The 23969-nt window shown below is 65.4% G+C and carries 23 protein-coding genes and 2 pseudogenes; 21 read left to right on the plus strand and 4 right to left on the minus strand.

From position 1 onward, the window contains the following. Positions 1-94: 94 nt before the first annotated feature. The 19 genes and pseudogenes from cobO (at position 95) to HU751_RS26750 (ending at position 14896) form a co-directional block, all read left to right on the plus strand. On the plus strand, positions 95-706 hold the full coding sequence (cobO, locus tag HU751_RS00775; protein WP_028690903.1) for a cob(I)yrinic acid a,c-diamide adenosyltransferase: 612 nt from the start codon (positions 95-97) through the stop codon (positions 704-706). Further along, a complete protein-coding gene (locus tag HU751_RS00780) occupies positions 703-1998 on the plus strand; it encodes a cobyrinic acid a,c-diamide synthase CobB (RefSeq protein ID WP_186733797.1) in 1296 nt (431 codons plus the stop codon). Before cobO ends, HU751_RS00780 begins: the two co-directional genes overlap by 4 nt. Beyond that, the gene (gene bluB, locus HU751_RS00785; RefSeq protein ID WP_186733796.1) at positions 1995-2645 is read left to right on the plus strand and encodes a 5,6-dimethylbenzimidazole synthase; all 651 of its coding nucleotides are present in this window, start codon (positions 1995-1997) and stop codon (positions 2643-2645) included. Before HU751_RS00780 ends, bluB begins: the two co-directional genes overlap by 4 nt. Further along, positions 2642-3550 (plus strand): adenosylcobinamide-phosphate synthase CbiB, encoded by a 909-nt coding sequence (gene cbiB, locus HU751_RS00790; RefSeq protein WP_186733795.1) that lies wholly within the window; start codon positions 2642-2644, stop codon positions 3548-3550. The genes bluB and cbiB overlap by 4 nt, the downstream gene beginning before the upstream one ends. Continuing rightward, entirely contained in the window at positions 3543-4535 is a 993-nt protein-coding gene (gene cobD, locus HU751_RS00795) for a threonine-phosphate decarboxylase CobD (protein ID WP_186733794.1), read from the plus strand. Before cbiB ends, cobD begins: the two co-directional genes overlap by 8 nt. After that, positions 4532-5986, plus strand: coding sequence for a cobyric acid synthase (locus HU751_RS00800; protein WP_186733793.1), 1455 nt, complete (start codon positions 4532-4534; stop codon positions 5984-5986). The genes cobD and HU751_RS00800 overlap by 4 nt, the downstream gene beginning before the upstream one ends. Position 5987: 1 nt before the next feature. Continuing rightward, positions 5988-6509, plus strand: coding sequence for a bifunctional adenosylcobinamide kinase/adenosylcobinamide-phosphate guanylyltransferase (gene cobU / locus HU751_RS00805; protein WP_186733792.1), 522 nt, complete (start codon positions 5988-5990; stop codon positions 6507-6509). After that, positions 6506-7561, plus strand: coding sequence for a nicotinate-nucleotide--dimethylbenzimidazole phosphoribosyltransferase (gene cobT, locus HU751_RS00810; protein WP_186733791.1), 1056 nt, complete (start codon positions 6506-6508; stop codon positions 7559-7561). The genes cobU and cobT overlap by 4 nt, the downstream gene beginning before the upstream one ends. Further along, positions 7558-8127 carry an alpha-ribazole phosphatase family protein gene (cobC, locus tag HU751_RS00815; protein ID WP_186733790.1) on the plus strand — a complete coding sequence of 190 codons (570 nt, stop codon included), beginning with the start codon at positions 7558-7560 and terminating at the stop codon, positions 8125-8127. The genes cobT and cobC overlap by 4 nt, the downstream gene beginning before the upstream one ends. 1 nt (position 8128) lies before the next feature. Further along, positions 8129-8863: an adenosylcobinamide-GDP ribazoletransferase gene (locus tag HU751_RS00820; protein ID WP_186733789.1), complete on the plus strand. Its 735-nt coding sequence runs from the start codon at positions 8129-8131 to the stop codon at positions 8861-8863. 255 nt (positions 8864-9118) lie between these two features. After that, positions 9119-10309: a glycoside hydrolase family 5 protein gene (locus HU751_RS00825; RefSeq protein ID WP_186733788.1), complete on the plus strand. Its 1191-nt coding sequence runs from the start codon at positions 9119-9121 to the stop codon at positions 10307-10309. Between the two features lie 42 nt (positions 10310-10351). Next, positions 10352-10756 carry a MarR family winged helix-turn-helix transcriptional regulator gene (locus HU751_RS00830; RefSeq protein ID WP_050704557.1) on the plus strand — a complete coding sequence of 135 codons (405 nt, stop codon included), beginning with the start codon at positions 10352-10354 and terminating at the stop codon, positions 10754-10756. Between the two features lie 64 nt (positions 10757-10820). Beyond that, positions 10821-12023, plus strand: coding sequence for an MFS transporter (locus HU751_RS00835; protein ID WP_186733787.1), 1203 nt, complete (start codon positions 10821-10823; stop codon positions 12021-12023). Next, positions 12020-12142, plus strand: a complete 123-nt coding sequence (locus HU751_RS26980) for a hypothetical protein (RefSeq protein WP_264082593.1) — start codon at positions 12020-12022, stop codon at positions 12140-12142. The genes HU751_RS00835 and HU751_RS26980 overlap by 4 nt, the downstream gene beginning before the upstream one ends. Positions 12143-12188: 46 nt before the next feature. After that, complete coding sequence (locus HU751_RS00840) at positions 12189-12749, plus strand: glutathione peroxidase (RefSeq protein WP_186733786.1); 561 nt, start codon at positions 12189-12191, stop codon at positions 12747-12749. Between the two features lie 100 nt (positions 12750-12849). Continuing rightward, the gene (locus HU751_RS00845) at positions 12850-13737 is read left to right on the plus strand and encodes an RHS repeat-associated core domain-containing protein (RefSeq protein ID WP_186733785.1); all 888 of its coding nucleotides are present in this window, start codon (positions 12850-12852) and stop codon (positions 13735-13737) included. Between the two features lie 19 nt (positions 13738-13756). After that, a pseudogene (locus tag HU751_RS00850) lies at positions 13757-13927 on the plus strand (glutathione peroxidase); the annotation flags it as partial. A gap of 84 nt (positions 13928-14011) precedes the next feature. Then, positions 14012-14296 (plus strand): annotated as a pseudogene (locus HU751_RS27095) (RHS repeat-associated core domain-containing protein); the annotation flags it as partial. Positions 14297-14554: 258 nt separating this feature from the next. Further along, positions 14555-14896 (plus strand): hypothetical protein, encoded by a 342-nt coding sequence (locus HU751_RS26750; RefSeq protein ID WP_225933300.1) that lies wholly within the window; start codon positions 14555-14557, stop codon positions 14894-14896. Positions 14897-15087: 191 nt separating this feature from the next. Here the strand turns inward: HU751_RS26750 and HU751_RS00860 are convergent, their stop codons facing one another. The 3 genes from HU751_RS00860 to HU751_RS00870 all read right to left on the minus strand — a co-directional run bounded on the left by HU751_RS00860 (position 15088) and on the right by HU751_RS00870 (position 17446). Continuing rightward, on the minus strand, positions 15088-16350 hold the full coding sequence (locus tag HU751_RS00860) for an OmpP1/FadL family transporter (RefSeq protein WP_186733783.1): 1263 nt from the start codon (positions 16348-16350) through the stop codon (positions 15088-15090). Positions 16351-16494: 144 nt separating this feature from the next. After that, entirely contained in the window at positions 16495-16977 is a 483-nt protein-coding gene (locus HU751_RS00865) for a hypothetical protein (protein WP_186733782.1), read from the minus strand. Between the two features lie 244 nt (positions 16978-17221). Beyond that, positions 17222-17446, minus strand: a complete 225-nt coding sequence (locus HU751_RS00870) for a hypothetical protein (protein WP_050704563.1) — start codon at positions 17444-17446, stop codon at positions 17222-17224. A 941-nt stretch (positions 17447-18387) separates the two neighbouring features. Between HU751_RS00870 and HU751_RS00875 the strand changes: the two genes are divergently transcribed. Continuing rightward, positions 18388-18807: a tetratricopeptide repeat protein gene (locus tag HU751_RS00875; RefSeq protein ID WP_186733781.1), complete on the plus strand. Its 420-nt coding sequence runs from the start codon at positions 18388-18390 to the stop codon at positions 18805-18807. 332 nt (positions 18808-19139) lie between these two features. Continuing rightward, positions 19140-20498, plus strand: coding sequence for a DNA recombination protein RmuC (locus HU751_RS00880; RefSeq protein ID WP_186733838.1), 1359 nt, complete (start codon positions 19140-19142; stop codon positions 20496-20498). Here HU751_RS00880 and HU751_RS00885 read toward each other — a convergent pair. Next, on the minus strand, positions 20470-23946 hold the full coding sequence (locus tag HU751_RS00885) for a hybrid sensor histidine kinase/response regulator (RefSeq protein ID WP_186712765.1): 3477 nt from the start codon (positions 23944-23946) through the stop codon (positions 20470-20472). The genes HU751_RS00880 and HU751_RS00885 overlap by 29 nt on opposite strands. Positions 23947-23969: the final 23 nt, after the last annotated feature.

Genomic DNA, 23969 nt, shown 5'->3' on the forward strand with positions numbered 1-23969 from the left:
CGGTGCGATGTGGCTGTTGCCATGCCCCTGCGCGCTCCTCGTCTGCCTGCCTTTTATCTGTCGCCGCCGCCGCGACAGCCTGCGGAGACCCCTGATGAGCGAATCCATCGAACGCGACGAACGTCACCTGGCGCGCATGCAGCGCAAGAAGGCGATCATCGACGAGCGCATCGCCAATTCCCCCAACGAATGCGGGCTGCTGCTGGTGCTGACCGGCAATGGCAAGGGCAAGAGCAGCTCGGCCTTCGGCATGCTCGCCCGCGCCCTGGGCCATGGCATGCAGTGCGGCGTGGTGCAGTTCATCAAGGGGCGCAACAGCACCGGCGAGGAGCTGTTCTTCCGTCGATTCCCCGAGCAGGTGCGCTATCACGTGATGGGCGAGGGCTTTACCTGGGAAACCCAGGACCGCCAGCGTGACATCGCCGCCGCCGAGGCCGCCTGGGCAGTCTCGCGGCAGTTGCTGCAGGATCCGTCTATCCAGTTCGTCGTGCTCGATGAGCTAAACATCGCCCTCAAGCACGGTTACCTGGACCTGGATCAGGTGCTTTCCGATATCCAGGCCCGTCCGCCGATGCAGCATGTGATCGTCACTGGGCGCGCCGCCAAGCCGGAAATGATCGAACTGGCCGACACCGTCACCGAGATGGGCATGCTCAAGCACGCCTTCCAGGCCGGTATCCGCGCGCAGAAGGGCGTCGAACTGTGAGTGAGTCGCGCCAGTGTCCCGCCGTGCTGATCGCCGCCCCGGCCTCGGGCCAGGGCAAGACCACGGTCACCGCCGCCCTGGCCCGTCTGCACCGCAACCTCGGGCGCAAGGTGCGGGTGTTCAAGTGCGGGCCTGACTTTCTCGACCCGATGATCCTCGAACGCGCCAGCGGCGCGCCGGTCTACCAGCTCGACCTGTGGATGATCGGTGCCGAGGAGAGCCGGCGCCTGCTGTGGGAGGCGGCAGGTGAGGCCGACCTGATCCTGATCGAGGGCGTGATGGGCCTGTTCGACGGCACGCCCTCGAGCGCCGACCTGGCGCGCCACTTCGGCGTTCCGGTGCTGGCGGTGATCGATGGCACGGCCATGGCCCAGACCTTCGGCGCCCTGGCCCTGGGCCTGGCACGCTACCAGTCCGACCTGCCGTTCGCCGGGGTGCTGGCCAACCGGGTCGGCAGCCTGCGCCATGCGCAACTGCTCGAAGGCAGCCTGACCGAAGGCCTGCGCTGGTACGGCGGGTTGTCCCGCGAGCGCGGCATCGAGCTGCCCAGCCGTCACCTAGGCCTGGTCCAGGCCAGTGAGTTGAACGACCTGGATGCACGCCTGGATGCCGCCGCCGAAGCGCTGGGCGCCAGCTGCGATGCCGCGCTGCCGCCACCGGTCCGTTTTTCCGGGCCTGAGCCTGTGAATGTAACTGCGTCGTTGACCGGGGTGCGCATCGGTGTAGCTCGTGATGAGGCCTTCGCCTTCACCTATGGCGCCAATCTCGACCTGCTGCGCGGCCTTGGCGCGCAGCTGGAGTTCTTCTCGCCGTTGCATGACCGCGAGCTGCCCGTGGTGGACAGCCTCTACCTGCCCGGTGGCTACCCCGAGTTGCATCACCAGGCGCTGGCCGCCAACGCACCGATGCTGGAAGCGATCCGCGCCCATCATGCCGCCGGCAAGCCATTGCTGGCCGAGTGCGGTGGCATGCTCTACCTGCTCGACGCACTGACCGACGTGGCAGGCGAGCGCGCCGCGCTGCTGGGCCTGCTGCCGGGCGAGGCGACCATGCAGAAGCGCCTGGCGGCCCTGGCCCTGCAGGCGGTCGAACTGCCCGAAGGCACCCTGCGTGGCCACACTTACCATCATTCGCTGACCAGCACCGAGCTGGCGCCGATCGCCCGTGGCCTGAGCCCCAACGGTGGCCGGGGCAACGAGGCGGTCTACCGCCTGGGGCGCCTGACCGCCTCCTACGTGCACTTCTATTTCCCTTCCAACCCCGACGCGGCGGCGGCGCTGCTGCGACCATGAGCCGACACGCCTACAGCGAAGCCGAGCGCCAGGCCATTTATCGGGCCATTGGCGAACGCCGCGACATGCGCCATTTCGCCGGGGGGGAGGTGGCCCCCGAGCTGCTCGGGCGCCTGCTCGCCGCCGCCCACCAGGCGCCCAGCGTTGGCCTGATGCAGCCGTGGCGCTTCATCCGTATCAGCCAGCGTGCATTGCGCGAGCGGATCCAGGCGCTGGTGGAGCAGGAGCGGGTGCGCACCGCCGAGGCCTTGGGCGAGCGCTCCGACGAGTTCATGAAGCTCAAGGTCGAAGGCATCAACGACTGCGCCGAAGTGCTGGTGGCCGCGTTGATGGACAAGCGCGAGGCGCACGTCTTCGGCCGCCGCACCCTGCCCGAGATGGACCTGGCCTCGCTGGCCTGCGCCATCCAGAACCTGTGGCTGGCGGCACGCGCCGAGGGGCTGGGGATGGGCTGGGTGTCGCTGTTCGACCCCCAGGCCCTGGCCGAGCTACTGGGCATGCCCGCTGGCGCCAAGCCCATGGCGGTGCTGTGCCTGGGGCCGGTGACCGAATTCTATCCGGCACCGATGCTGGTGCTGGAGGAGTGGGCCGAGCAACGGCCCTTGAGCGAGATGCTGTACGAGAACCATTGGGGAGAGCGCCCATGAGCGTGGCCTTGCTGACCGTGGCGGGCGTGGCCCTGGATGCGCTGCTGGGCGAGCCGCGCCGGCGGCATCCGCTGGTGGGGTTTGGCAACTTCGCCTCGCGCCTGGAACAACGCTTCAACGCCGGTGGGCGCGGTTGGCGCAGCCATGGCGTCACCGCGTGGTTCCTGGCGGTGGTGCCGCTGACCCTGCTGGCGCTGATCCTGTCCTGGCTGCCGTACATCGGCTGGCTGGTGGATGTGCTGGCGCTGTACTGCGCCCTGGGCCTGCGTAGCCTGGGCGAGCATGTGCTGCCGGTGGCCCAGGCGTTGCGCCAAGGTGACCTGGGCGAGGCGCGGCGGCGCGTCGGTTACCTGGTCAGCCGCGAGACCCGCGAGCTGGACGAGCCCGCCGTGGCCCGGGCGGCCACCGAATCGGTGCTTGAAAACGGCAGCGACGCGGTGTTCGCCGCGCTGTTCTGGTTCGTCGTGGCCGGTGCGCCGGGGGTGGTGCTGTACCGCCTGAGCAATACCCTGGATGCCATGTGGGGCTACCGCAACGAGCGCTTCGAACGCTTCGGCTGGTGCGCGGCGCGCATCGACGATGGGCTGAACTATATTCCCGCCAGGCTGGTGGCGCTGACCTATGCGCTGCTGGGCAAGACCCGCCTGGCCCTGGCCTGCTGGCGCAACCAGGCGCCGCTGTGGGACAGCCCCAACGCCGGCCCGGTGATGGCGGCGGGGGCCGGCGCGCTGGGCGTGGAACTGGGCGGCCCGGCGGTGTATCACGGCGAGCTGCACGAACGGCCGCGCCTGGGTGAAGGGCCGATGGCCGACGCCGATGCCATCGAGCGCGGTTGGAGCCTGGTGCAGCGCGGCGTGTGGCTGTGGGTGCTGTTGATCTGCGTGGGAGCCTATCTGAATGCTTGAACACGGTGGCCGCCTGCTGCGGGCGGTGAAACAGTACGCCATCCCTCGGGAGCAGTGGCTCGACCTGTCCAGCGGTATCGCGCCATGGTCCTACCCGATACCGTCGATTCCGCTGGAGGCCTGGGCCCGCTTGCCGGAGACTGAGGACGGCCTGGAGGCGGCGGCGCGGCAGTACTATGGCGCGCAGCCGCTACTGGCGGTGGCCGGTTCCCAGGCGGCGATCCAGGCCTTGCCGTACCTGCGCCCGACCGGGCGGGTCGGGGTCCTCTCGCCGTGCTATGCCGAGCACCCGCATGCCTGGGCACGGGCAGGGCACACGCTGGTCGAGCTGGACGAGAGCGAGGTCGAGGACGTGCTCGACAGCCTCGACGTCCTGGTGCTGGTCAACCCCAACAACCCCACTGGTCGACGGGTGACCCGCGAACGCCTGCTGGCCTGGCATGCGCGTCTGGCCGAGCGTGGTGGCTGGCTGCTGGTGGACGAAGCCTTCATGGACAACACGCCCGAACACAGCGTGGTCGAGCAGGCCGGGCAACCGGGCTTGATCGTGTTGCGCTCGTTTGGCAAGTTCTTTGGCCTGGCTGGTGTGCGGCTGGGCTTTGTCGTTGCCCAGCCCGATGTGCTGCGGCGCCTGGCCGAAGCGCTCGGGCCCTGGACCGTCAGCGGCCCGACCCGAGTGCTGGGGCAGGCCTGTTTCGTCGATGACACGGCGCATCAGGCGCAGATTGCCCGTTGCGCCCAGGCCAGCCAGCGCCTGGCCTCGTTGCTCGACGGCGCAGGCCTGACACCCAGCGGTGGCTGCGACCTGTTCCAGTACGTGCGTGATGAGCGCGCCGCGCACCTGCATGACTTTCTCGCCCGCCGCGGCATCCTGGTGCGCCAGTTCGAGCAGCCGCCCGCGCTGCGTTTTGGCCTGCCCGCCACGGCCGCCGATGAACAACGCCTGGCCCAGGCCCTGGCGGACTACCAGAAGGAATCGGCATGACCACCCTCATGGTGCAAGGCACCACCTCCGATGCCGGCAAGAGCACGCTGGTGACCGCATTGTGCCGCTGGCTGCTGCGCCAGGGCATCGCCGTGGTGCCGTTCAAGCCGCAGAACATGGCGCTCAACAGCGCCGTGACCGCCGACGGCGGCGAGATCGGTCGCGCCCAGGCAGTGCAGGCCCAGGCCTGCCGGCTGGCGCCGCACACCGACATGAACCCGGTGCTGCTCAAGCCCAACAGCGACACCGGCGCCCAGGTGATCGTCCATGGCCGCGCGGTGACCAGCATGAACGCCGTCGCCTACCACGACTACAAGGCCATCGCCATGCAGGCGGTGCTGGCGTCCCACGAGCGCCTGAGCGAAGCCTACCCGGTGGTGATGGTCGAAGGCGCCGGCTCTCCGGCGGAGATCAACCTGCGTGCCGGCGACATCGCCAACATGGGCTTCGCCGAGGCGGTCGACTGCCCGGTGATCCTGGTGGCCGATATCAACCGGGGCGGCGTGTTCGCCCACCTGGTCGGCACCCTGGAGCTGCTGTCGGCGAGCGAGCAGGCGCGGGTCAAGGGTTTTGTCATCAACCGTTTCCGTGGCGACATCGCCTTGCTGCAACCGGGCCTTGACTGGCTGGAGCAGCGCACCGGCAAGCCGGTGCTGGGCGTGCTGCCCTATGTCACCGACCTGCACCTGGAGGCCGAGGACGGAATCGATACCCGCCAGGGGGCGAAGGGCGAGCGCCTGCTCAAGGTGATCGTCCCGGTGCTGCCACGGATCAGCAACCACACCGACTTCGACCCGCTGCGCCTGCATCCGCAGGTGGACCTGCAGTTCATCGGCCCGGGCCAGCCGATCCCGCCCGCCGACCTGATCATCCTGCCAGGCTCCAAGAGCGTGCGCGGCGATCTGGCGCAACTGCGCGAGCGTGGCTGGGACACCGCCATCGCCCGGCACCTGCGCTACGGCGGCAAGCTCATCGGCATCTGCGGCGGCCTGCAGATGCTCGGCGAGCAGGTGCACGATCCACTGGGCCTGGAAGGGCCCGCCGGCTCCAGCGCCGGTCTCGGCCTGCTCGCCTACAGCACCGTGCTGGAGGCCGAGAAGCAGCTGCGCAACGTGACCGGCACGCTCGATCTCGAGCAGGCGCCGGTGTCGGGTTACGAGATCCATGCCGGGGTTACCCAGGGCCCGGCACTGGAGCGTCCGGCGGTGCAACTGGCCGATGGCCGCGTCGACGGTGCCATCAGCGCCGACGGGCAGATTCTCGCCACCTACCTGCATGGCCTGTTCGAGGGCACACAGTCGTGCGCCGCGCTGCTGCGCTGGGCGGGTCTGGCCGAGGTGCAGCCCATCGACTACGAGGCCCTGCGCGAACGCGATATCGAGCGCCTGGCCGACCTGGTCGAGCAGCACCTGGACACCGCGCGCCTGCGCCAACTGTGTGGAGTCGCCTGACATGCGCAACCTGATTCTCGGCGGTGCCCGTTCGGGCAAGAGCCGCCTGGCCGAACAACTGGCCGGGGCCAGCGGCCTGCCGGTGACCTACATCGCCACCAGCCAGCCGCTGGATGGCGAGATGAATGAACGCGTGCGTCTGCACCGCGAGCGCCGTCCGGTCCATTGGGGGCTGGTCGAGGAGCCCGTGGCGCTGGCTGATGTGCTGCGCGCCGAAGCCGCCGAAGGGCGCTGCCTGCTGGTGGACTGCCTGACCCTGTGGCTGACCAACCTGTTGATGCTCGAGGATGACCTGCGCCTGGCGCAGGAGCGCGATGCGCTGCTCGATTGCCTGGAACAGCTGCCGGGCACCCTTGTCCTGGTCAGCAACGAAACCGGCCTGGGCGTTGTGCCCATGGGCGAACTGACCCGTCGCTACGTCGACCTGGCGGGCACGCTGCACCAGGCCGTGGCCGAACGCTGCCAGCGCGTGGTGCTGACCGTGGCCGGCCTTCCTCTCATGCTCAAAGGACCTGCCCTATGACCCAGATCTGGTGGCGTGACGCCTGCCAACCCCTCGACACCGCCGCCATGGATCAGGCCCGCGCCCGTCAGCAGCAGCTGACCAAACCCGCCGGTTCCCTCGGCCAGCTCGAAGGCCTGGCGATCCGCCTGGCCGGCCTGCAAGGGCGCGAGCGTCCCAGCCTGGAGCGGGTCGCCATCACGATCTTCGCCGGTGACCATGGCGTGGTGGAGGAGGGTATCTCCGCCTACCCGCAGGCGGTGACCGGGCAGATGCTGCGCAACTTCGTCGGTGGTGGCGCGGCGATCAGCGTGCTGGCGCGCCAGCTGGACGCAGACCTTGAGGTGGTTGACCTCGGTACTGTCGACCCGACGTTGCAACTGCCCGGTGTCCATCACCTGAATCTTGGAGCCGGCACGGCCAACTTCTCCCGTCAGCCGGCGATGACCGACGCGCAACTGGCTGCGGCGCTGCAGGCCGGTCGCGACAGCGCCTTGCGCGCACTCGACAACGGCGCCCAGCTGTTTATCGGCGGCGAAATGGGCATCGGCAACACCACTGCAGCGGCGGCTGTGGCCAGCACCTTGTTGGGCTGCCCGGCGCGCGAGCTGAGCGGCCCGGGCACCGGCCTGGACAGCGCTGGCGTGCGGCACAAGGCCGAAGTGATCGAGCGTGCCCTGGTGCTGCACGGTCTGCGTGCCGACCAGCCGCTGAAGGCGCTGGCCTGTGTCGGCGGCTTCGAGATCGCCGCCCTGGCCGGTGCCTACCTGGCGTGCGCCCAGCATGGCGTGGCGGTGCTGGTCGATGGCTTCATCTGCAGTGTCGCCGCCTTGGTGGCGGTACGCCTCAATCCGCAGTGCCGCCCTTGGCTGCTGTTCGCCCACCAGGGCGCCGAACCGGGTCACAAGGCCCTGCTGGCGGCCCTGGAGGCCGAGCCGCTGCTGGCCCTGGGGCTGCGCCTGGGCGAGGGCAGCGGCGCGGCGCTGGCGGTGCCGCTGATCCGCCTGGCCTGCGCGCTGCACGGACAGATGGCGACCTTCGCCGAGGCGGCGGTGGCGGATCGCCCGGCATGATCCTCGAACTGCTGCGTCATGGCGAGACGGAACTGGGAGGCGGCCTGCGCGGCAGCCTCGATGACGCCCTGACCGAAACCGGCTGGGCGCAGATGCGCCAGGCCGTCGCCGACGCCGGCCCCTGGGACGTGTTGGTCAGTTCGCCGTTGCAGCGCTGCGCGGCGTTCGCCGATGAACTGGGTGCGCGCCTGAACCTGCCGGTGCTGCGCGAGGCCGGTGTGCGCGAGTTGCACTTCGGCGAGTGGGAAGGGCAAAGCGCCGCGCAGATCATGCAGGTTGACGCCGATGCCCTGGGGCAGTTCTGGAATGACCCCTATGCCTTCACCCCGCCGGGCGGCGAGCCGGTGCTGGCCTTTGCCGAACGGGTGCTGGCGGCGGTCGAGGGTTTGCGCAGCGTGTATGCAGGCCAGCGCGTGCTGCTGGTCACCCATGGCGGGGTGATGCGGCTGTTGCTGGCGCGGGCACGTGGCTTGCCGCGTGAGCAGTTGCTGCAGGTCGAAATCGGGCACGGCGCGCTGGCGCGTCTGATGCTGGATCACGACGGCCAGATGCGCGAGGTGGGTTGAGATGCTGCCGTTCTGGATCGCCCTGCAGTTCCTCAGCAGCCTGCCGGTACGCTTGCCGGGCATGCCGGAACCCCAGGAGATGGGGCGCTCTCTGCTGTGCTATCCGCTGGTGGGGCTGCTGTTCGGCCTGTTGCTGTGGCTGGCCAGCCATCTGTTGCAAGGCACTGCGGCGCCGTTGCACGCGGCCTTGCTGCTGGTGCTGTGGGTGCTGCTCAGCGGCGCGCTGCACCTGGATGGCCTGGCCGACAGTGCCGATGCGTGGCTGGGGGGCTTCGGTGATCGCGAGCGTACCTTGCAGATCATGAAGGACCCGCGCAGCGGGCCGATTGCCGTGGTCACGCTGGTGCTGGTATTGCTGCTGAAGTTCTGCGCCCTCTGGGTGCTGGTCGAGCGGGGCGCTGGCGGCCTGCTGGTACTGGCGCCGGTGGTGGGGCGGGCGGCGATGCTTGGGCTGTTTCTCGGCACGCCTTACGTGCGTGCGGGCGGACTGGGTGCGGCCTTGGCCGAACACCTGCCCCGGCGCGGCGCGATCTGGGTATTGCTGGGCTGTGCGTTGGCCTGCCTGGCGCTCGGGGGCTGGGCGGTGCTGTGGCCGCTGCTGGCGGCGTTGGTGGTGTTCGTGTGGCTGCGTCAGCTGATGTGCCGTCGCTTGGGTGGAACCACAGGAGATACGGCCGGGGCGCTGTTGGAACTGCTGGAATTGACGGTGGTGGTTACCCTGGCACTATGCGCATAGCTTCAGGCTGACACGTCCCCCTGTAGGAGCGGTCTTGCCGAGGCGTCGGACCGGTCGGAAAGGGCCGCAAAGCGGCCCCGGCGATATCAGCTTGATGCCCGAATCTAGGGGACGCTTCGCACCCCTTTCCGACCGGTCCGACGCCTCGGCAAGGCCGCTCCTACAACGGGACGTGTCTTACATAGATCCCGGAAACCTTCCGCAACCATTGCGTCTATCTTCGTTCGTTCCCCAAAACCACCAGGAACCCCCGCCATGCACCACTGGATACTCGCCAGCCTGCTGGCCCTGACCGCCATACCCGCCACCGCCGCCGACCTGATCGATTTCTGGAACACCCCCCGCCACGGCGGCAACAGCTTCAATCGCCTGCCCCCGAACCAAGCCTACTTCGCTGCCCTGAAAGGCTACGGCGCCAGCTGGGTGCGCCTCTCCTACGATAAATGGCAGCCGGCCGAACGCGATTTCCTGCTGGGCAACGCCGACGATTACCAGGGCCTGGCCGACGCCGACCTGAAGCAGCTCATTGCGGTGCTGGACCGCGCCCACGCCGCCGGCCTCAAGGTGGTCATCACACCGCTGTCGCTCCCCGGCATGCGCTGGGCGCAGAACAACCAGAATCGCTTCGACGACCGGCTATGGCAGGACAAGCGTTACTGGACCCAGTCCGCCCGCTTCTGGCGAGACGTTGCCCAGGCCCTCAAGGACCACCCGGCCGTTGCCGCCTACAATCTCATCAACGAGCCCGCGCCCGAGAAGCATGGCGGTCTGGCCGAGCACGCCGACCTTGATCGGATGAAGCAGTGGTACGCCCGCGAGCAGGGCGGTGCGCGTGACCTGCCGGCGCTCTATCGGCAGTTGCTGGCGGCGATCCGTGAGGTCGACGGCAAGACGCCGATCATGGTCGATGCCGGCTGGTATGCCGCCGCCGATGCCTTCGGCTACTGGCCCAAGGTGCTGGCGGATGAGCGTGTGCTGTACAGCGTGCACATGTACGAACCCTATGCCGCCACCAGTGCGCCTAATCTTGCCCGCAAGCAACCCTTCGCCTATCCGGGGCCTGTGCCGTTTGCCGGGCAGACCCGGCAGTGGGATGCCGAGCAGGTAGCCCGCTATCTACAGCAACCGGTGGACTGGGCCGATTCGATCAAGTTGCCGCGTTCGCGGCTGGTGGTGGGAGAGTTCGGCTGCATGCGCCGGCTGCCCGGGTGCCGGCAGTATCTGGAGGATGTGCTCACGGTGCTGGACCGCCAGCAACTGCATTGGGCCTTCTACAGCTTCCGCGAGGACAGTTGGGACGGCATGGATTACGAGCTGGGTTCGGCCAAGGTGCCGTGGCGCTATTGGCAAGCCATCGAAAACGCCGCGCCGGACCCTTTGCCGCGCAAGGTCACGGCCGAGTTCGAGCCGATCCGCCAGCGCCTGCAGCCTGAACCGACACCGTGAAATCTCTTGCAACATCCATAATGCGGGTATATACACGTAACCATGCTGACCAGTGAATGCATCTGTACCCATCTGCGTCGTGCCGCCCGTGGGGTGAGCCGGCATTACGACGAGGCCCTTGCCGGCTTCGGCATCAATGTCGCCCAGTTTTCCCTGCTGCGCCATGTGCAGCGCCTCGACCGCCCCAGCATCACCTGCCTGGCCGAGGCCATGGGCCTTGAGCGCAGCACCCTGGGCCGTAACCTCAAGGTGCTCGAGGCCGATGGCCTGGTGCGTCTTGCCGACGGCGATGACCAGCGCAACCGCGTGGTGCTGCTGAGCGAAGCGGGCAGGGCGCGTCTGGACGCCGCCTACCCGGCCTGGCAGCAGGCCCAGGCGCAGTTGGTGGAACGGCTGGGTGAAAGCCAGCGTGACGAGTTGGTGCGCTTGCTGGAGCAGCTTGCCTGAACGGCTACGATAGAAAGCGGGTATATACCCGCATCAACCTTGCGATGGGCTGGAGACAACGACAATGACTTCCCTTTGGCGGAGCAGCGGTTGGGTACTTCTGGGGGCGGCGCTGATCCTGGCGTTGTCGCTGGGGGTGCGACATGGTTTCGGCCTGTTCCTGGCGCCGATGAGTGCCGAATTCGGCTGGGGCCGCGAAGTGTTCGCCTTCGCCATCGCCTTGCAGAACCTGATCTGGGGGTTGGCCCAGCCGTTCACCGGCGCCCTTGCCGACCGCCTGGGCGCGGCCAAGGTGGTGGTGATCGGCGGCATTCTCTACACCGCCGGCCTGGTGATGATGGGCATGGCCGACTCGGCCTGGTCGCTGTCGCTGAGCGCCGGCCTGCTGATCGGCATTGGCCTGTCCGGCACCTCGTTCTCGGTGATCCTCGGCGTGGTCGGGCGCGCCGTGCCGGCGGAAAAACGCAGCATGGCCATGGGCATCGCCAGCGCCGCCGGCTCCTTCGGCCAGTTCGCCATGCTCCCTGGCACCCTCGGCCTGATCCAGTGGCTGGGCTGGTCGGCGGCGTTGCTGGTGCTGGGCCTGATGGTGGCGTTGATCGTGCCGTTCGTAGGTATGCTGCGCGACCGCCCGCTGCCCAGCCATGGCGCCGAGCAGAGCCTCGGCCAGGCGCTGCGCGAGGCCTGTTCGCACTCCGGTTTCTGGCTGCTGGCACTGGGCTTTTTCGTCTGCGGCTTCCAGGTGGTGTTCATCGGCGTGCACCTGCCGGCCTACCTGGTCGACCAACACCTGCCGGCGATCACCGGCACCACTGTGCTGGCGCTGGTCGGCCTGTTCAATATCGTCGGCACCTACACCGCCGGCTGGCTCGGTGGGCGCATGTCCAAGCCGCGCCTGTTGACCGGCTTGTACCTGCTGCGCGCCGTGGTCATCGTGTTGTTCCTCTGGGCACCGGTGACCCAGTTCAGCGCCTACCTGTTCGGTATCGCCATGGGCCTGCTGTGGCTGTCCACGGTGCCATTGACCAATGGTACCGTGGCCACGCTGTTCGGCGTGCGCAACCTGTCGATGCTCGGCGGCATCGTGTTCCTGTTCCACCAGTTGGGCGCGTTCCTGGGTGGCTGGCTGGGCGGGGTGGTCTATGACCAGACCGGCAGCTACGACCTGGTATGGCAGATCTCGATCCTGCTCAGCCTGCTGGCCGCGGCCCTCAATTGGCCGGTGCGCGAGCGTCCGGTCGCTCGCCTGCAGGCCCAGGCCGCATGAACCGCCTGTTCGGGCGTGGCCTGCTGCTGGTCGCCGCCGTGCTGGTGCTGGCGCTGGTGTGGTGGGGCTGGCACAAGGGCGGGCTGGCGTTGATGCAGTTGGGCATGAGCCTGTGTTAAGCGCTACCCTGCACAGTCAAGGAATCATGTGCAGGAGATCGCTATCATGCATGCCCGCTGGCTGACCCTACCCCTGCTGGCCCTGGCCGCCGCCACTTCGAGCTGGGCGGCCGACTGCCCGGCGCTGCTCCAGGGCAGCCTGCCGGAGCTGCGCGGCAAGGAGCAGATCGACCTGTGCCAGCGCTTCGCCGGCAAGCCGCTGGTGGTGATCAACACCGCCAGCTACTGCGGCTTCGCCCCGCAGTTCGAAGGCCTCGAGGCGACCTACAAGGACTACCGCGAGCAGGGCCTGGAAATGCTCGGTGTGCCGTCCAACGACTTCAAGCAGGAAGACGCCGACAGCGACAAGACCGCCAAGGTCTGCTACGCCAACTACGGCGTGACCTTCACCATGACCAAGGCCCAGCCGGTGCGCGGCAAGGACGCGATTCCGCTGTTCGTCGAGCTGGCCCGGCAGAGCAGCGCGCCGAAGTGGAACTTCTACAAGTACGTGGTGGACCGCAAGGGCAAGGTGATCGGCAATTTCTCCAGCCTGACCAAGCCGGATGATCCGGCGTTCAGGGCGGCGATCGACAAGGCGATTGCTTCGCAACCTGTGGGGCAATAGGTCCGGCGTGGCTTTAGTATGACCTGATATTTTTGCCAGTTTCCCTCGGTGGCGAAGTGGTTCAGCCTTGCTGAAACATCGCGCTCGCCCGGAGGGCATCATGGCAATGAACTATCTAACGGCATGCGACCAGCAACATTCCGTTCTGGTGTCGGCAGGTGCTGCCCGGGGCTACACGCCTTATGGTGCATTGCCATCGGCTACGGGGCCGCGGCTGGCGTATGTCGGCCAGGTGCGTGAATCTTTGATGGGGCTTTATCACTTGGGGAATGGGCATCGAAGTTACGATCCCTGCTTGATGCGCTTTTTATCTCCAGATGCGTTGAGTCCGTTTGGCAGGGGAGGCATGAATGCGTATGTCTACTGTGCTGGAGATCCGGTGAACTATCAGGATCGGAATGGTAGGTGGCCAACTGGTAGAGGGGCGAAAATTCCTGATGGCTGGGCGCCTGGGAATGGGTCAATTAGAAGTCAAATGTTTTCTAGTGCTCCTGGTTCTGAAGGATATGGTTCAACGCTAACTTATGATTTGCCTGCCGGAGCCTCGACACCAGGTGTCTCGGGAGTGGATGACTCTATGTTGTCGAAAGGCATAGGGGTTGCTTCGGCGGGTATGACCATTGCTCATGGGTGGTTCGCCATGAAAGCATTCAGAAAAGGCAATTTCAAGGAAGCGGGTGCTCATGGATTCGCATTCGTCACCAATGCCGGAGGTACAGCAGTAGCGGTTACGGATTATTTTATGTGGGGGAAAGGTAATGCCGCTGATGGTGATGTGATATTTACTCAGATTCCTTACGAATCATTTAGTGTTTTTGCAAAGATTGCACAAGGGTTAACTTCTAGTTTTGCGTTTGGTATTTCTTCGGGGGGCGGTGGTGTAGCGGTAAAAAAACCGGATACGATGATCGAAATGCAAGAAACTAGAACTTTAAATCAAGCTACTCGCGAGGGTGATGCCAGGGAGAATCTACTCTCAAAACTTTGAGCATGTTCCCGAGAGGGGCGGCAAGGACGAGATCCCGCTGTTCGTCGAACTGGCCCGGCAGAGCAGCGCGCCGAAGTGGAACTTCTACAAGTACGGGGTGGACCGCAAGGGCAAGATGATCGGCAATTTCTCCAGCCTGACCAAGCCGGATGACTGCGAGGGCTATAGGTCCTGCGTGGGCCGACAATGACCTGATATTTTTGCCAGTTTCCCTCGGTGGCGAAGTGGTTCAACCTTGCTGAAACATCGCGCTCACCCGGAGGGCATCATGGCAATGAACTATCTAACGGCATGCGACCAGCAATATTCCGTTCTTGCGTCGGCAGGTACTGCTCGAAGCTATCCGCCTTATGGTGAATTGTCAGCAGCTACTGGCCCACGGTTGGCATACTGTGGGCAACTCCGTGAGGCATTGACGGGAGCTTACTACCTGGGTAGTGGACATCGCAGTTACACCCCGCGTTTGATGCGGTTTATATCTCCGGATTCGTTGAGTCCGTTCGCAAAAGGAGGCATCAATGCGTACGCCTATTGTGCGGGAGATCCGATAAACTATCAGGATCGTACTGGTCGTGCGCCTAGACGTAATTATACTTTGCCGAAGATTGGTGGCCCTGACTGGAATCTTCGAGGTAATATGTTCCGTAACGCTACTGGATCTGAGGGTAGTTACCAAATATCGAGCTCGACGCAAGCTTATAACTCGTATTCTGAGTCCCCGGCGGTAGAACCCTCGTGGGTAGGTGATGCTGCACAGGGATGGGAGTATACTTCATATACTTTTGCCCTTGCTCATGCAACGGCTGGATTTAGACTGATGAGCTCTAACCCAGTGGCAGCGATTGCTAACTTTGGCGCAGCAACTGTCCATGCCTTCGGCGCCGGAGCGGCGAGGACATTACGTTTAAGTGGGGTGGCTGGCTCTTTGCCAATGAATGCTACTGAACAATGGTTATATGGGTTTGGTACCAGTTATGTGATTGGTTTACAGATTGCAAGTGCCAGTGGTGCAGTTTACATGTCTAGGTCTACGCCAAGTGCTAATGGCGGGCAGTCGGACAATAGTGTCGAAATGCAGGCATTGAATGCAGGTAGTGGTTCTTCGGCAGTTCCACCTGGTAATAGTGAAGCGGGCACGCTATTACGCGAAAGCAATTGAGCACCTTTCGGAGACACTCAAAATCGAGAGGTTCGTCCAAATCCCAGGGGCCGGGTGACGACTTTACTCTATCGGCGCACGCTCGTTGGGGTGTGAGGTGAAGTTCATGCTCATGGATTTGGGCGAGCAATGGCCTGTGCAGGCATGAAAAAACCGCCACGAGGGCGGTTTTTTCATGCTGCGGCAGTGACTCAGAAGCGGTAGGTCAGCGAAGCACCAACGCCGTGAGCGCTGTTTTCGTACTTGGCCTGGTAGGTACCCTTGGTCGGGCTTGCCAGGTTGACCTTGGTGTCTTCCTCCCACAGGTAGGAGTAGGCCACGTCGATGGTCATATCGTCGTTCGGGCTCCAGCCGGCACCCAGGCTGAAGATCTTGCGATCGCCCGTGGGGATGCGTGGCGACCGGTCCTGGTTGTTGGTCGGCGACTGGTCGACCGAGAAGCCGGTACGCAGGGTCCACTGCTTGTTCACCTTGTAGGAGGCACCAACAGCGCCTGCCCAGGTGTCATGCCAGTTCTGCTCTTCGGTGATGGTGCCGAACTGGGCGCGCAGCGCCGCTGGGACTTCGTTGTCGACGGTGATGTCCTTCAGGCGGCTCCAGCGCGTGAAGGTGGTGCCAGCGTACAGGGTCCACTGGTCGTCGAGCTCGTGGGTGACCGAGAAGTCTACCGACTCAGGGGTCTTGATCTTCAGTTCGGCATCGAACTTGCTGCCGCTGTACGGTCCGATCAGGGCGCTGTTGACCTTGGTGTTGCCTTCGAGCTTGTAGTCCACCATCGAGTGGTAGGTCAGGCCGAGGCGGGTGTGGTCGGTGGCCTGGACCAGGATACCGATGTTGTAGCCGACGGCGGTGTCGTCACCCTTGATCTTCACTTCGCCATCGTTGCGGCCAGGGGTGAAGCGGTTGACGATGTTCGAACCCAGCTCGCCCTTGATGCGGTTGATGGTCGGGCCGAAGCCGATCGACACCTTGTCGTTGAAGGCATAGCTGATGGTGGGCTGGAAGGTCACCACTTCGACATGGCTCTTCTTGCCCCAATAGCGCGCGGCGTCGCCGCTGCCGTAGTCGGTGACCAGGCCGAACGGCACGTAGACGCCGAAACCGACAGCCCAGTGGTCATCGATCGGCTTGACGTAGTAGCCCATCGGCACGCCGACGGTCGGGACCATGTCTCCGTCGGTTTCTCCCCCGAGGTTGCTGCCGCGGCCCGAGATATCGGACTTGGCGAAAATGGCTGCGCCACCTACGGTGACTTCCTGACGCTTGAGGCGTGACATACCTGCCGGGTTTCCGTAAACGGTGCTGGCATCATCGGCAGAAGAAGAACGCCCCGCAAAACCTGTTCCCATGCCGCTGACACTTTGTTCGTTCAGCGCGAAACCGCTGGCGAGCAAGTGGCTGGAAGCGAAGGCAACGGCAATACCGAGAGAGGTTTTGAGCAATACTTTTTTCATTATTAGAAACTCCTTGGGATCTCCGAGGCGGAAAGCTACCAACAAATGCCGCGCTGCGCCATAGGCTGAAACGCAGGAGATAGAGCGGTTTTGTAGGACAATCCGACCAAAATTCCGTTTATTCCGGTTGTAGGACGCGTTAGCTCAGGAGGCGGGGGCCAGCATCGGCTCGATGCAATGGTGCCAGGCCTGGGTGAAATCCCGCAGGCGCCCCTGGGGCTGGAAGGTCTGCCGCCAGATCCGCGCCAGGCCCAGCAGATCGTCGGCCGCCGGCAAGGGCAGGGCCTGCTCTTCGATCAGCATCCAGGCAATGGCGGTGGCGTAGCGCAGGTTGACGGTCAGCTCGAGGTGCGGGCCGCCGAGGAAGGCGTGCTGGCTGGCCAGGCCACGCACCAGGCTGGCTAGTTCGGGGTCACGGGCCAGGTATTCGTCCCACAGGCAACGGTGACGATTCCCACCGATCCTGTAGAGCCCATGGCCACGTCGGTCATGCAGGGCAGCCCCCAGCGCAGACTGGCTCGCGGCAACGCCCAGTAACAAAGCTTCGGCGCTTTCGCAGTGGCGACCCAGGTAGATCAGGGTCGGCCGGATCACATATCGACTCAACTCGTTCGCAGCGATGCCCATGATGCCCTCTGCTGAAAAGGGCCGACGGGCGCTGGAGCTTGGCAGCTGGTGAGTGGTCAGGCCCGCCGGAAGCGGCAGGAGCCGCTCGAGTTGAAGTGTAGTGTGATAACTGTGGTGTAAAGGGCTGTTTTTAAATCGATTGCAGCCCGAAGGCGCGGGGCATATGCCCGCTGGCGATTAGGCCAATTACCTTCAGGCTGGGTGTTGCATGGCGTATTCATGGCGTGAATCACCCGCCATTCGTTCATGCGGTCAGCGACTGGCGGGTACGCTCGATCACCGCCTGCAGCGGTTCGGCCCGGTTGTATTGTTCCGGGTAGAGGCGCTCGCTGTGGCAGGCGATGCCATGCTCGTCGACCAGGGTGAAGCTGAAGCTGCCCTTGCGAGGGGCAACGATAAGGCACTTCAGTGGGGCGAAGGCCTGGGAAAGGGTGCCAAAGGCAGCCTGGATCTGTTGATGGTTACTCATATTGTTGGATGTTCCTGCGTAAGACACGGTGTTTGATCCGTGCACAATAGAAACGTTCCAGTGACGTCTTTATTAAGGAGACGCAGAACCTGACTGGAACAGGGCAGCCAGAGGGGCGCATGCATTAGGTGGGCGCTGGGCTGACTGGTAGGTACGACAGAAGGCAGGCGACACACCGACACCAGGGTTCTGGGCGTCGGGGAAGATCCTGATCAATCTGAAACGTGATTCGTGCTGGGCAGGGTCTGCCGAGTGAATCATCGAATGGGCCGGTCCCGATGGGGCAGCGTCTGCTCGTTGTGGAGCGTTGGGCTGCAGGGACTGAGTGGCCAGAATGACTTCAGCTGGGTACTAACGGGGCGCAACCCTACACGAACTTTTCGGGGTTGGCAAGCTTTTGGCTTTTCTGGCGGGAAGCCGACCATTATGTCGTCAATCGCGCCTGCTGTGAAGAGGGGGAAATGCCCGCCCAATTGCCCGTCTGTACCGTTTTCGTGCACTGCGATGCCGTTTGTTGGTGCAGTTGTACACACTCGGCTGAACAGTTGTAACCCTCCTGCAACATCCTGTGGACGGCTCGCCAATGACTTGACTGGGGGCTTAAGTCAATGAAAAAAAACACTAATTTATGCTGGTGAAAAAATCGACAGTTTGACTGAAAGCCCCATTTCACAGGGGTTTGCGGGCTGCCTCAAGGGGTTGTCCACCGAGTTATCCACAGGTTCTGTGGATTGTCCCGGGCGCTTGCTCTAGTACGGGCGTGCCAGCTGTTTCATCGATTGTCCGACAATTGGTGGGTGAGGGTGGCATGGGCATTTTCCCTGGGAAAACGTCAAGAAAAAATCATGGAAAAAAATGTCGATCAGCCGAAAGTCGCTCGGGCCAGTCCACAAAAAATGGAGTAGAGTGGCGCGCCTCTCGAGTCACCCTTGCTGTTGGTCATGAAGCTTCGCGGTAAACACTTCGCCAGTCCTGATGCCTCGTCATCGCTGCCTTCCCCCAAGCGCTTTTCCCTGAAAGTGGCCCTGTGGCTGCTCGATAGCCCACGCCTGGGCGATAAACCCAGCGTCAAGCACCTGGCCGGGCGCATGCTCAAGCAGCCGGCGCGCCAGGGCGTGGTGGTGGCCCAGAGCCGCCTGGGGCAGATGCTCTGCCGCGACTGCGGCAATGCCCGCGACCGGCGCATCGGCCATGAACTGCTGCGCCAGGCGGCCCGCGCCGGCGATCGCCGGGCCCAGTTGGAATATGGCCGCTTGTGCCAGGCCCAGGAGCCGGAGCAGGCTCGCTACTGGCTGGAGCTGGCGGCGGGGCAGGGCTCGCAAGAGGCGCGGCGGTTGTTGCGCCAGTGGTTCGGTGGTTAGCGGAGTATCAATCCTCGCGTTCCCCCTGTAGGAGCGGCCTTGTGCCGCGAAAGGGCCGTGCAACGGCCCCAGGGTTCAGCGTTGACGCAAAGATCGCTGGGGCCGCTTCGCACCCCTTTCGCAGCACAAGGCCGCTCCTACAGGGGGCACCGACCAGGCAACCCTGCCACCAGGCTGATAAGCTGCGCAGCATTCGTCAACGTTCGATCGGGGTAAGCATGACAGTGGATCTGACCAGCATTCTGCTGGGCTTGGTGGCGGGCGCCGTGCCCTGCCTGGGCTGGGTCATGCAGGTGCAGCGCGGCCAGGGCGCGCGCAAGGCCGAGCAGGCCTTGCTCGAAGAACGCCTGAATGCCGCCCAGCTGACCCAGGCCGGCCTGCAGGCCCAGTTGGAGGCCAGCCGCGACGAGATCAGCGACCTCAGCGAGGCCAACACCGTCAAGCAGACCCAGCTGGCCGCCCAGGGACGTGAATTGGAACTGCTGCAGATCGACCGCGACAACGCCCGTGACGCCGCCCATGCCTGGCACCTGGAGCGCGCCAACCGCGAGGCCGAGCTGCGCCGCCTCGAGGCCCAGACCGCACGCCTGGAGGCCGAGCTGCGTGAACAGCAGGAGAGCCACCAGCAACGCCTCGAGGACTTGCAGGAAGCCCGTGACACCCTGCGCGCGCAGTTCGCCGACATGGCCACCAAGATCTTCGACGAGCGCGAGCAACGCTTCGCCCAGACCAGCCAGCAGCACCTGGGCCAATTGCTCGACCCGCTCAAGGAGCGTATCCACGCTTTCGAGAAGCGCGTCGAGGAAAGCTACCAGCAGGAGGCCCGCGAGCGCTTCTCCCTGGGCAAGGAACTCGAGCGCCTGCAGCAGCTCAACCTGCGCCTGTCCGACGAGGCCACCAACCTCACCCAGGCGCTCAAGGGCCAGAAGACCCAGGGCAACTGGGGCGAGCTGATCCTGGAGCGGGTGCTGGAGCACGCAGGCCTGGAGAAGGGGCGCGAGTACCAGACCCAGGTCAGCCTGCGCAGCGCTGACGGCGAGCGCTTCCAGCCTGACGTGCTGATCATGCTGCCGGGCGACAAGCAGGTGGTGGTGGATGCCAAGGTCAGCCTGACGGCCTACCAGCAGTTCGTCGGCAACAACGACGAAGCCGCGCTCAAGCAGCACGTGCAGTCACTGCGCAACCACGTCAAGGGGTTGTCGAGCAAGGACTACAACCGCCTGGAAGGCCTCCACAGCCTCGACTTCGTGCTGCTGTTCGTGCCCATCGAAGCGGCCTTCTCGGCGGCGCTGCAGGCCGAGCCCAACCTGTTCCAGGAGGCCTTCGACCGGCAGATCGTGATCGTCAGCCCGACCACCTTGCTCGCCACCCTGCGGGTGATCGACAGCCTGTGGAAGCAGGAGCGCCAGGGGCAGAACGCCCGGGAGATCGCCGAGCGCGCCGGCTGGCTGTACGACAAGTTCGTGCTGTTCATCCAGGACCTGGACGAGCTCGGCGCGCGCCTGGCCCAGGTGGACAAGGCCTACGCCGCGGCGCGCAACAAGCTGTGCGAGGGGCGCGGCAACCTGGTCAGCCGCAGCGAGCAGCTCAAGCTGCTCGGTGCCCGGGCCAGCAAGAGCCTGCCGGCCGATTTGATCGAGCGCGCCCTGAGCGACGAGGCGCTTACTGAACCAGGCTCAGATGCCGATTGAGCAGGGCGCGCAGGGCCGCCGGCTTGACCGGCTTGGCCAGGTAGTCGAGGCCCGCGGCATGCACCAGGGCGATGGTCTCGTTGCGTCCGTCGGCGCTGATCACCACCCCGGGCACTGGCTCGCCCAGGCGCGTTCGTAGCCAGCCCATCAGCCCGGTGCCGGTCTCGCCGTCATCCAGGTGGTAGTCCACCAGCGCCAGGTGCGGGCGCAGGCCCTTGCCGAGCAGGGCCTCGCATTCGGCCTGGTTGCGCGCGGTCCACACCTGGCAGCCCCAGCGGCTGAGCAGGCTGTTCATGCCGATCAGGATGCTGTCCTCGTTGTCCACGCACAGCACCTGCAGGCCGGCCAGTGGCTGCCCGGCCTGCTCGACGGGTGCGGGCGTCGCGGGCGCGGGGCTGTGGGCGATGGGCACGCTGACGCGGAACACGCTGCCCTTGCCCGGCCAGGAGCGTACCTCCAGCGGATGCCCGAGCACCCGGCACAGGCCGTCGGCGATCGCCAGGCCCAGGCCCAGGCCCTTCTCGGCGCGGGTCTGGTGGCTGTCCAGGCGCTTGAACTCCTGGAAGATCACCTGCAGCTTGTCGTCGGCGATGCCCGGGCCGCGGTCCCACACCTCCAGCCACAGGCGTCCACTTTGACGCCGTGCGCCCAGCAGCAGCGGGCTCTTGCCGTAGCGCAGGGCGTTGGTGAGGAAGTTCTGCAGCACCCGGCGCAGCAGCTTCATGTCGCTGTCCACCCGCAGGCGGCTGCCGCGTAGGCGGAACTCCAGGCCCTTCTCGGCGGCCAGCACCTTGAACTCGGCGCCGAGGGTGTCGAACAGCTCGTTGAGGGCGAAGGGCTTGATGTCGGGGGTGACCTTGCCGTTCTCCAGGCGCGAGATGTCGAGCAGGTCGCTGATCAGCTCCTCGGCCGAGCGCAGCGAGCTGTCCATGTGCTGCACCAGTTGCCGGGCCTCGTCGTTCATGGCCTCGGCCTGCTGCGACAGGGCGGCGGAGAACAGCCGGGCGGCGTTGAGCGGCTGCATCAGGTCGTGGCTGACGGCGGCGAGGAAGCGGGTCTTGGACTGGCTGACCGCCTCGGCGCGGCTCTTGGCCTCGGTCAGCGCCTGGTTGAGCTGCGACAGCTCGTGGGTGCGCTCGGCGACGCGCTGCTCCAGGCCCTCGTTGGAATCGCGCAGGGCCTGCTCGGCTTCGCGGAACGGGGTGATGTCGGTGAAGCTCATGACGAAGCCGCCGCCAGGCATCGGGTTGCCGATCAGCTCGATCACCCGGCCATTGGGGAACAGCCGTTCGGAGGAGTGGGCGCGGCCCTGGCGCATCCAGTGCAGGCGCCGCGCCACATGCACCTGGGCCTCGCCCGGGCCGCACAGGCCGCGCTCGGCGTTGTAGCGGATGATGTCGGCAATCGGCCGGCCGACGCTGATCAGTCCGTCGGGGTAGTTGAACAGCTCCAGGTAGCGGCGGTTCCAGGCCACCAGGCGCAGGTTCTGGTCGACCACGCTGATACCCTGGTTGATGTTCTCGATGGCGCCCTGCAGCAGCGCGCGGTTGAACTGCAGCACCTCGCTGGCTTCGTCGGCGATACGCACCACGTCCTCGAGCTGCATGTCGCGGCCTTCGATGGCGGCCTTGACCACGGCGCGGGTCGAGGAGGTACCGAGCACGCCGGCCAGCAGCCGTTCGGTGTGCTCGATCCAGTCGCCATCGGCGTTCTGGTTGGGGTTGAAGCCCTTGCCCTGGCGGTAGGCGAAGCGGATGAAGCTTTGCCGGGCGCGCTCCTCGCCGACGAAGCGCGCGGCCAGCTTGAGCAGGTCGTCGATCTGCACCGCCAGCAGGGGTTTGCTGGAGGGACGGGCGCTGGTCTGCTGGCCGATGAAGCGCCCGGCCTGCCAGTGCTCGGAAACCCGTGTGCGGGACAGGATCGAGACCCAGGCGAACAGGGTGAAGTTGCCCGCCAGCGACAGCACCACGCCCTGGGTGAGCGGGGTGATCGGCAGGTTGAGCGGGTTGCCGTGCAGCCAGGCCAGCCCCGGGAACAACTGCAGCGACCAGCCCAGGCTGTGGGCGGCGATCGGCAGCACCAGGGTGTAGAACCACAGGAAGATGCCGGCGGCCAGGCCGGCGAACACGCCGCGGCGGTTGGCCTGCTTCCAGTACAGCGCGCCGAGCATCGCCGGGGTCAGCTGGGTTACCGCGGCGAAGGCGATCTGGCCGATGGTCGCCAGGCTCGCGGTGGAGCCGAGCAGGCGGTAGCTGACGTAGGCCAGCAGCAGGATGACGACGATGGTCACCCGGCGCACCGAGAGCATCCAGTGGCGGAACACCTCAAATGGTCGCTCGGCGTTGTTGCGCCGCAGCAGCCAGGGCAGCAGCATGTCGTTGGAGACCATGGTCGACAGCGCCACGGCCTCGACGATGACCATGCCGGTGGCCGCCGAGGCGCCGCCGATGAACGCCAGCAGGGCCAGGCTGGGGTGAGCCTCCGCCAGCGGCAGGCTGATCACGAACGAGTCGGAGATCACCGTGCCCGGCAGCAGCATCTGCCCGGCCAGGGCGATGGGCACCACGAACAGCGCGGCCAGGGCCAGGTACAGTGGGAACACCCAGCGCGCCAGGCGCATGTCCTGGGGCTCGATGTTCTCCACCACGGTGACGTGGAACTGCCGCGGCAAGCAGATGATCGCCATCATCGCCACGGCGGTCTGCACCACCATCGACGGCCAGTTGATGGTCTCTTCCCAGTAGTCGCTCAGGTGCACCGACTGCTGGGCCTGGGTGAACAGGTCATCAAAGCCGTCGTACAGGTTGAACACCACGAAGGCACCCACGGCGAGGAAGGCCAGCAGCTTGACCAGCGACTCGAAGGCGATCGCCAGGACCATGCCGCGGTGGTGCTCGGTGACGTCCAGGCTGCGCGTGCCGAAGACGATGGCGAACAGCGCCAGCACCAGCGACACCACTAGCGCGGTGTCCTGCACCCGGCTGCCGGTGGCATCGGCGTTGGCGCCGATCAACAGGTTCACCCCCAGCACGATGCCCTTGAGCTGCAGGGCGATGTACGGCAGCACGCCGACCAGGCAGATCAGCGCCACCACCACCGCCAGGGTCTGCGACTTGCCGTAGCGGGCGGCGATGAAGTCGGCGATCGAGGTGATGTTCTGCTGCTTGCTGATCAGCACCATCTTCTGCAGCACCCAGGGCGCGAAGATCAGCAGCAGCACCGGGCCCAGGTAGATGGGCAGGAACGCCCAGAGCTGCTCGGCGGCCTGGCCGACCGCGCCGAAGAAGGTCCAGCTGGTGCAGTACACCGCCAGCGACAGGCTGTACACCCAGGCGCGCAGGCGCGGCGGCAACGGCGTGCTGCGGCGGTCGCCATAGAAGGCGATGGCGAACATGATGGCCATGTAGGCCAGGGCGACCACGGCGATCAGCCCGCTGGACAACGACATGCAAACTCCGGAGCAAAAATAGA

This window comes from Pseudomonas peradeniyensis (assembly GCF_014268935.2).
Taxonomy (GTDB): domain Bacteria; phylum Pseudomonadota; class Gammaproteobacteria; order Pseudomonadales; family Pseudomonadaceae; genus Aquipseudomonas; species Aquipseudomonas peradeniyensis.

Coding starts and splice junctions, on each gene's coding strand:
- HU751_RS00830 (WP_050704557.1), top strand. CDS start 10,352: ATGCTGACCAGTGAATGCATCTGTACCCATCTGCGTCGTGCCGCCCGT.
- HU751_RS26980 (WP_264082593.1), top strand. CDS start 12,020: ATGAACCGCCTGTTCGGGCGTGGCCTGCTGCTGGTCGCCGCCGTGCTG.
- HU751_RS00875 (WP_186733781.1), top strand. CDS start 18,388: ATGAAGCTTCGCGGTAAACACTTCGCCAGTCCTGATGCCTCGTCATCG.
- HU751_RS00865 (WP_186733782.1), bottom strand. CDS start 16,977: ATGGGCATCGCTGCGAACGAGTTGAGTCGATATGTGATCCGGCCGACC.
- cobT (WP_186733791.1), top strand. CDS start 6,506: ATGACCCAGATCTGGTGGCGTGACGCCTGCCAACCCCTCGACACCGCC.
- cobC (WP_186733790.1), top strand. CDS start 7,558: ATGATCCTCGAACTGCTGCGTCATGGCGAGACGGAACTGGGAGGCGGC.
- HU751_RS00885 (WP_186712765.1), bottom strand. CDS start 23,946: ATGTCGTTGTCCAGCGGGCTGATCGCCGTGGTCGCCCTGGCCTACATG.
- HU751_RS00870 (WP_050704563.1), bottom strand. CDS start 17,446: ATGAGTAACCATCAACAGATCCAGGCTGCCTTTGGCACCCTTTCCCAG.
- cobD (WP_186733794.1), top strand. CDS start 3,543: ATGCTTGAACACGGTGGCCGCCTGCTGCGGGCGGTGAAACAGTACGCC.
- bluB (WP_186733796.1), top strand. CDS start 1,995: ATGAGCCGACACGCCTACAGCGAAGCCGAGCGCCAGGCCATTTATCGG.
- cbiB (WP_186733795.1), top strand. CDS start 2,642: ATGAGCGTGGCCTTGCTGACCGTGGCGGGCGTGGCCCTGGATGCGCTG.
- HU751_RS00835 (WP_186733787.1), top strand. CDS start 10,821: ATGACTTCCCTTTGGCGGAGCAGCGGTTGGGTACTTCTGGGGGCGGCG.
- HU751_RS00820 (WP_186733789.1), top strand. CDS start 8,129: ATGCTGCCGTTCTGGATCGCCCTGCAGTTCCTCAGCAGCCTGCCGGTA.
- HU751_RS00860 (WP_186733783.1), bottom strand. CDS start 16,350: ATGAAAAAAGTATTGCTCAAAACCTCTCTCGGTATTGCCGTTGCCTTC.
- HU751_RS00825 (WP_186733788.1), top strand. CDS start 9,119: ATGCACCACTGGATACTCGCCAGCCTGCTGGCCCTGACCGCCATACCC.
- HU751_RS00800 (WP_186733793.1), top strand. CDS start 4,532: ATGACCACCCTCATGGTGCAAGGCACCACCTCCGATGCCGGCAAGAGC.
- HU751_RS26750 (WP_225933300.1), top strand. CDS start 14,555: ATGAGCTCTAACCCAGTGGCAGCGATTGCTAACTTTGGCGCAGCAACT.
- HU751_RS00845 (WP_186733785.1), top strand. CDS start 12,850: ATGGCAATGAACTATCTAACGGCATGCGACCAGCAACATTCCGTTCTG.
- cobU (WP_186733792.1), top strand. CDS start 5,988: ATGCGCAACCTGATTCTCGGCGGTGCCCGTTCGGGCAAGAGCCGCCTG.
- HU751_RS00840 (WP_186733786.1), top strand. CDS start 12,189: ATGCATGCCCGCTGGCTGACCCTACCCCTGCTGGCCCTGGCCGCCGCC.
- cobO (WP_028690903.1), top strand. CDS start 95: ATGAGCGAATCCATCGAACGCGACGAACGTCACCTGGCGCGCATGCAG.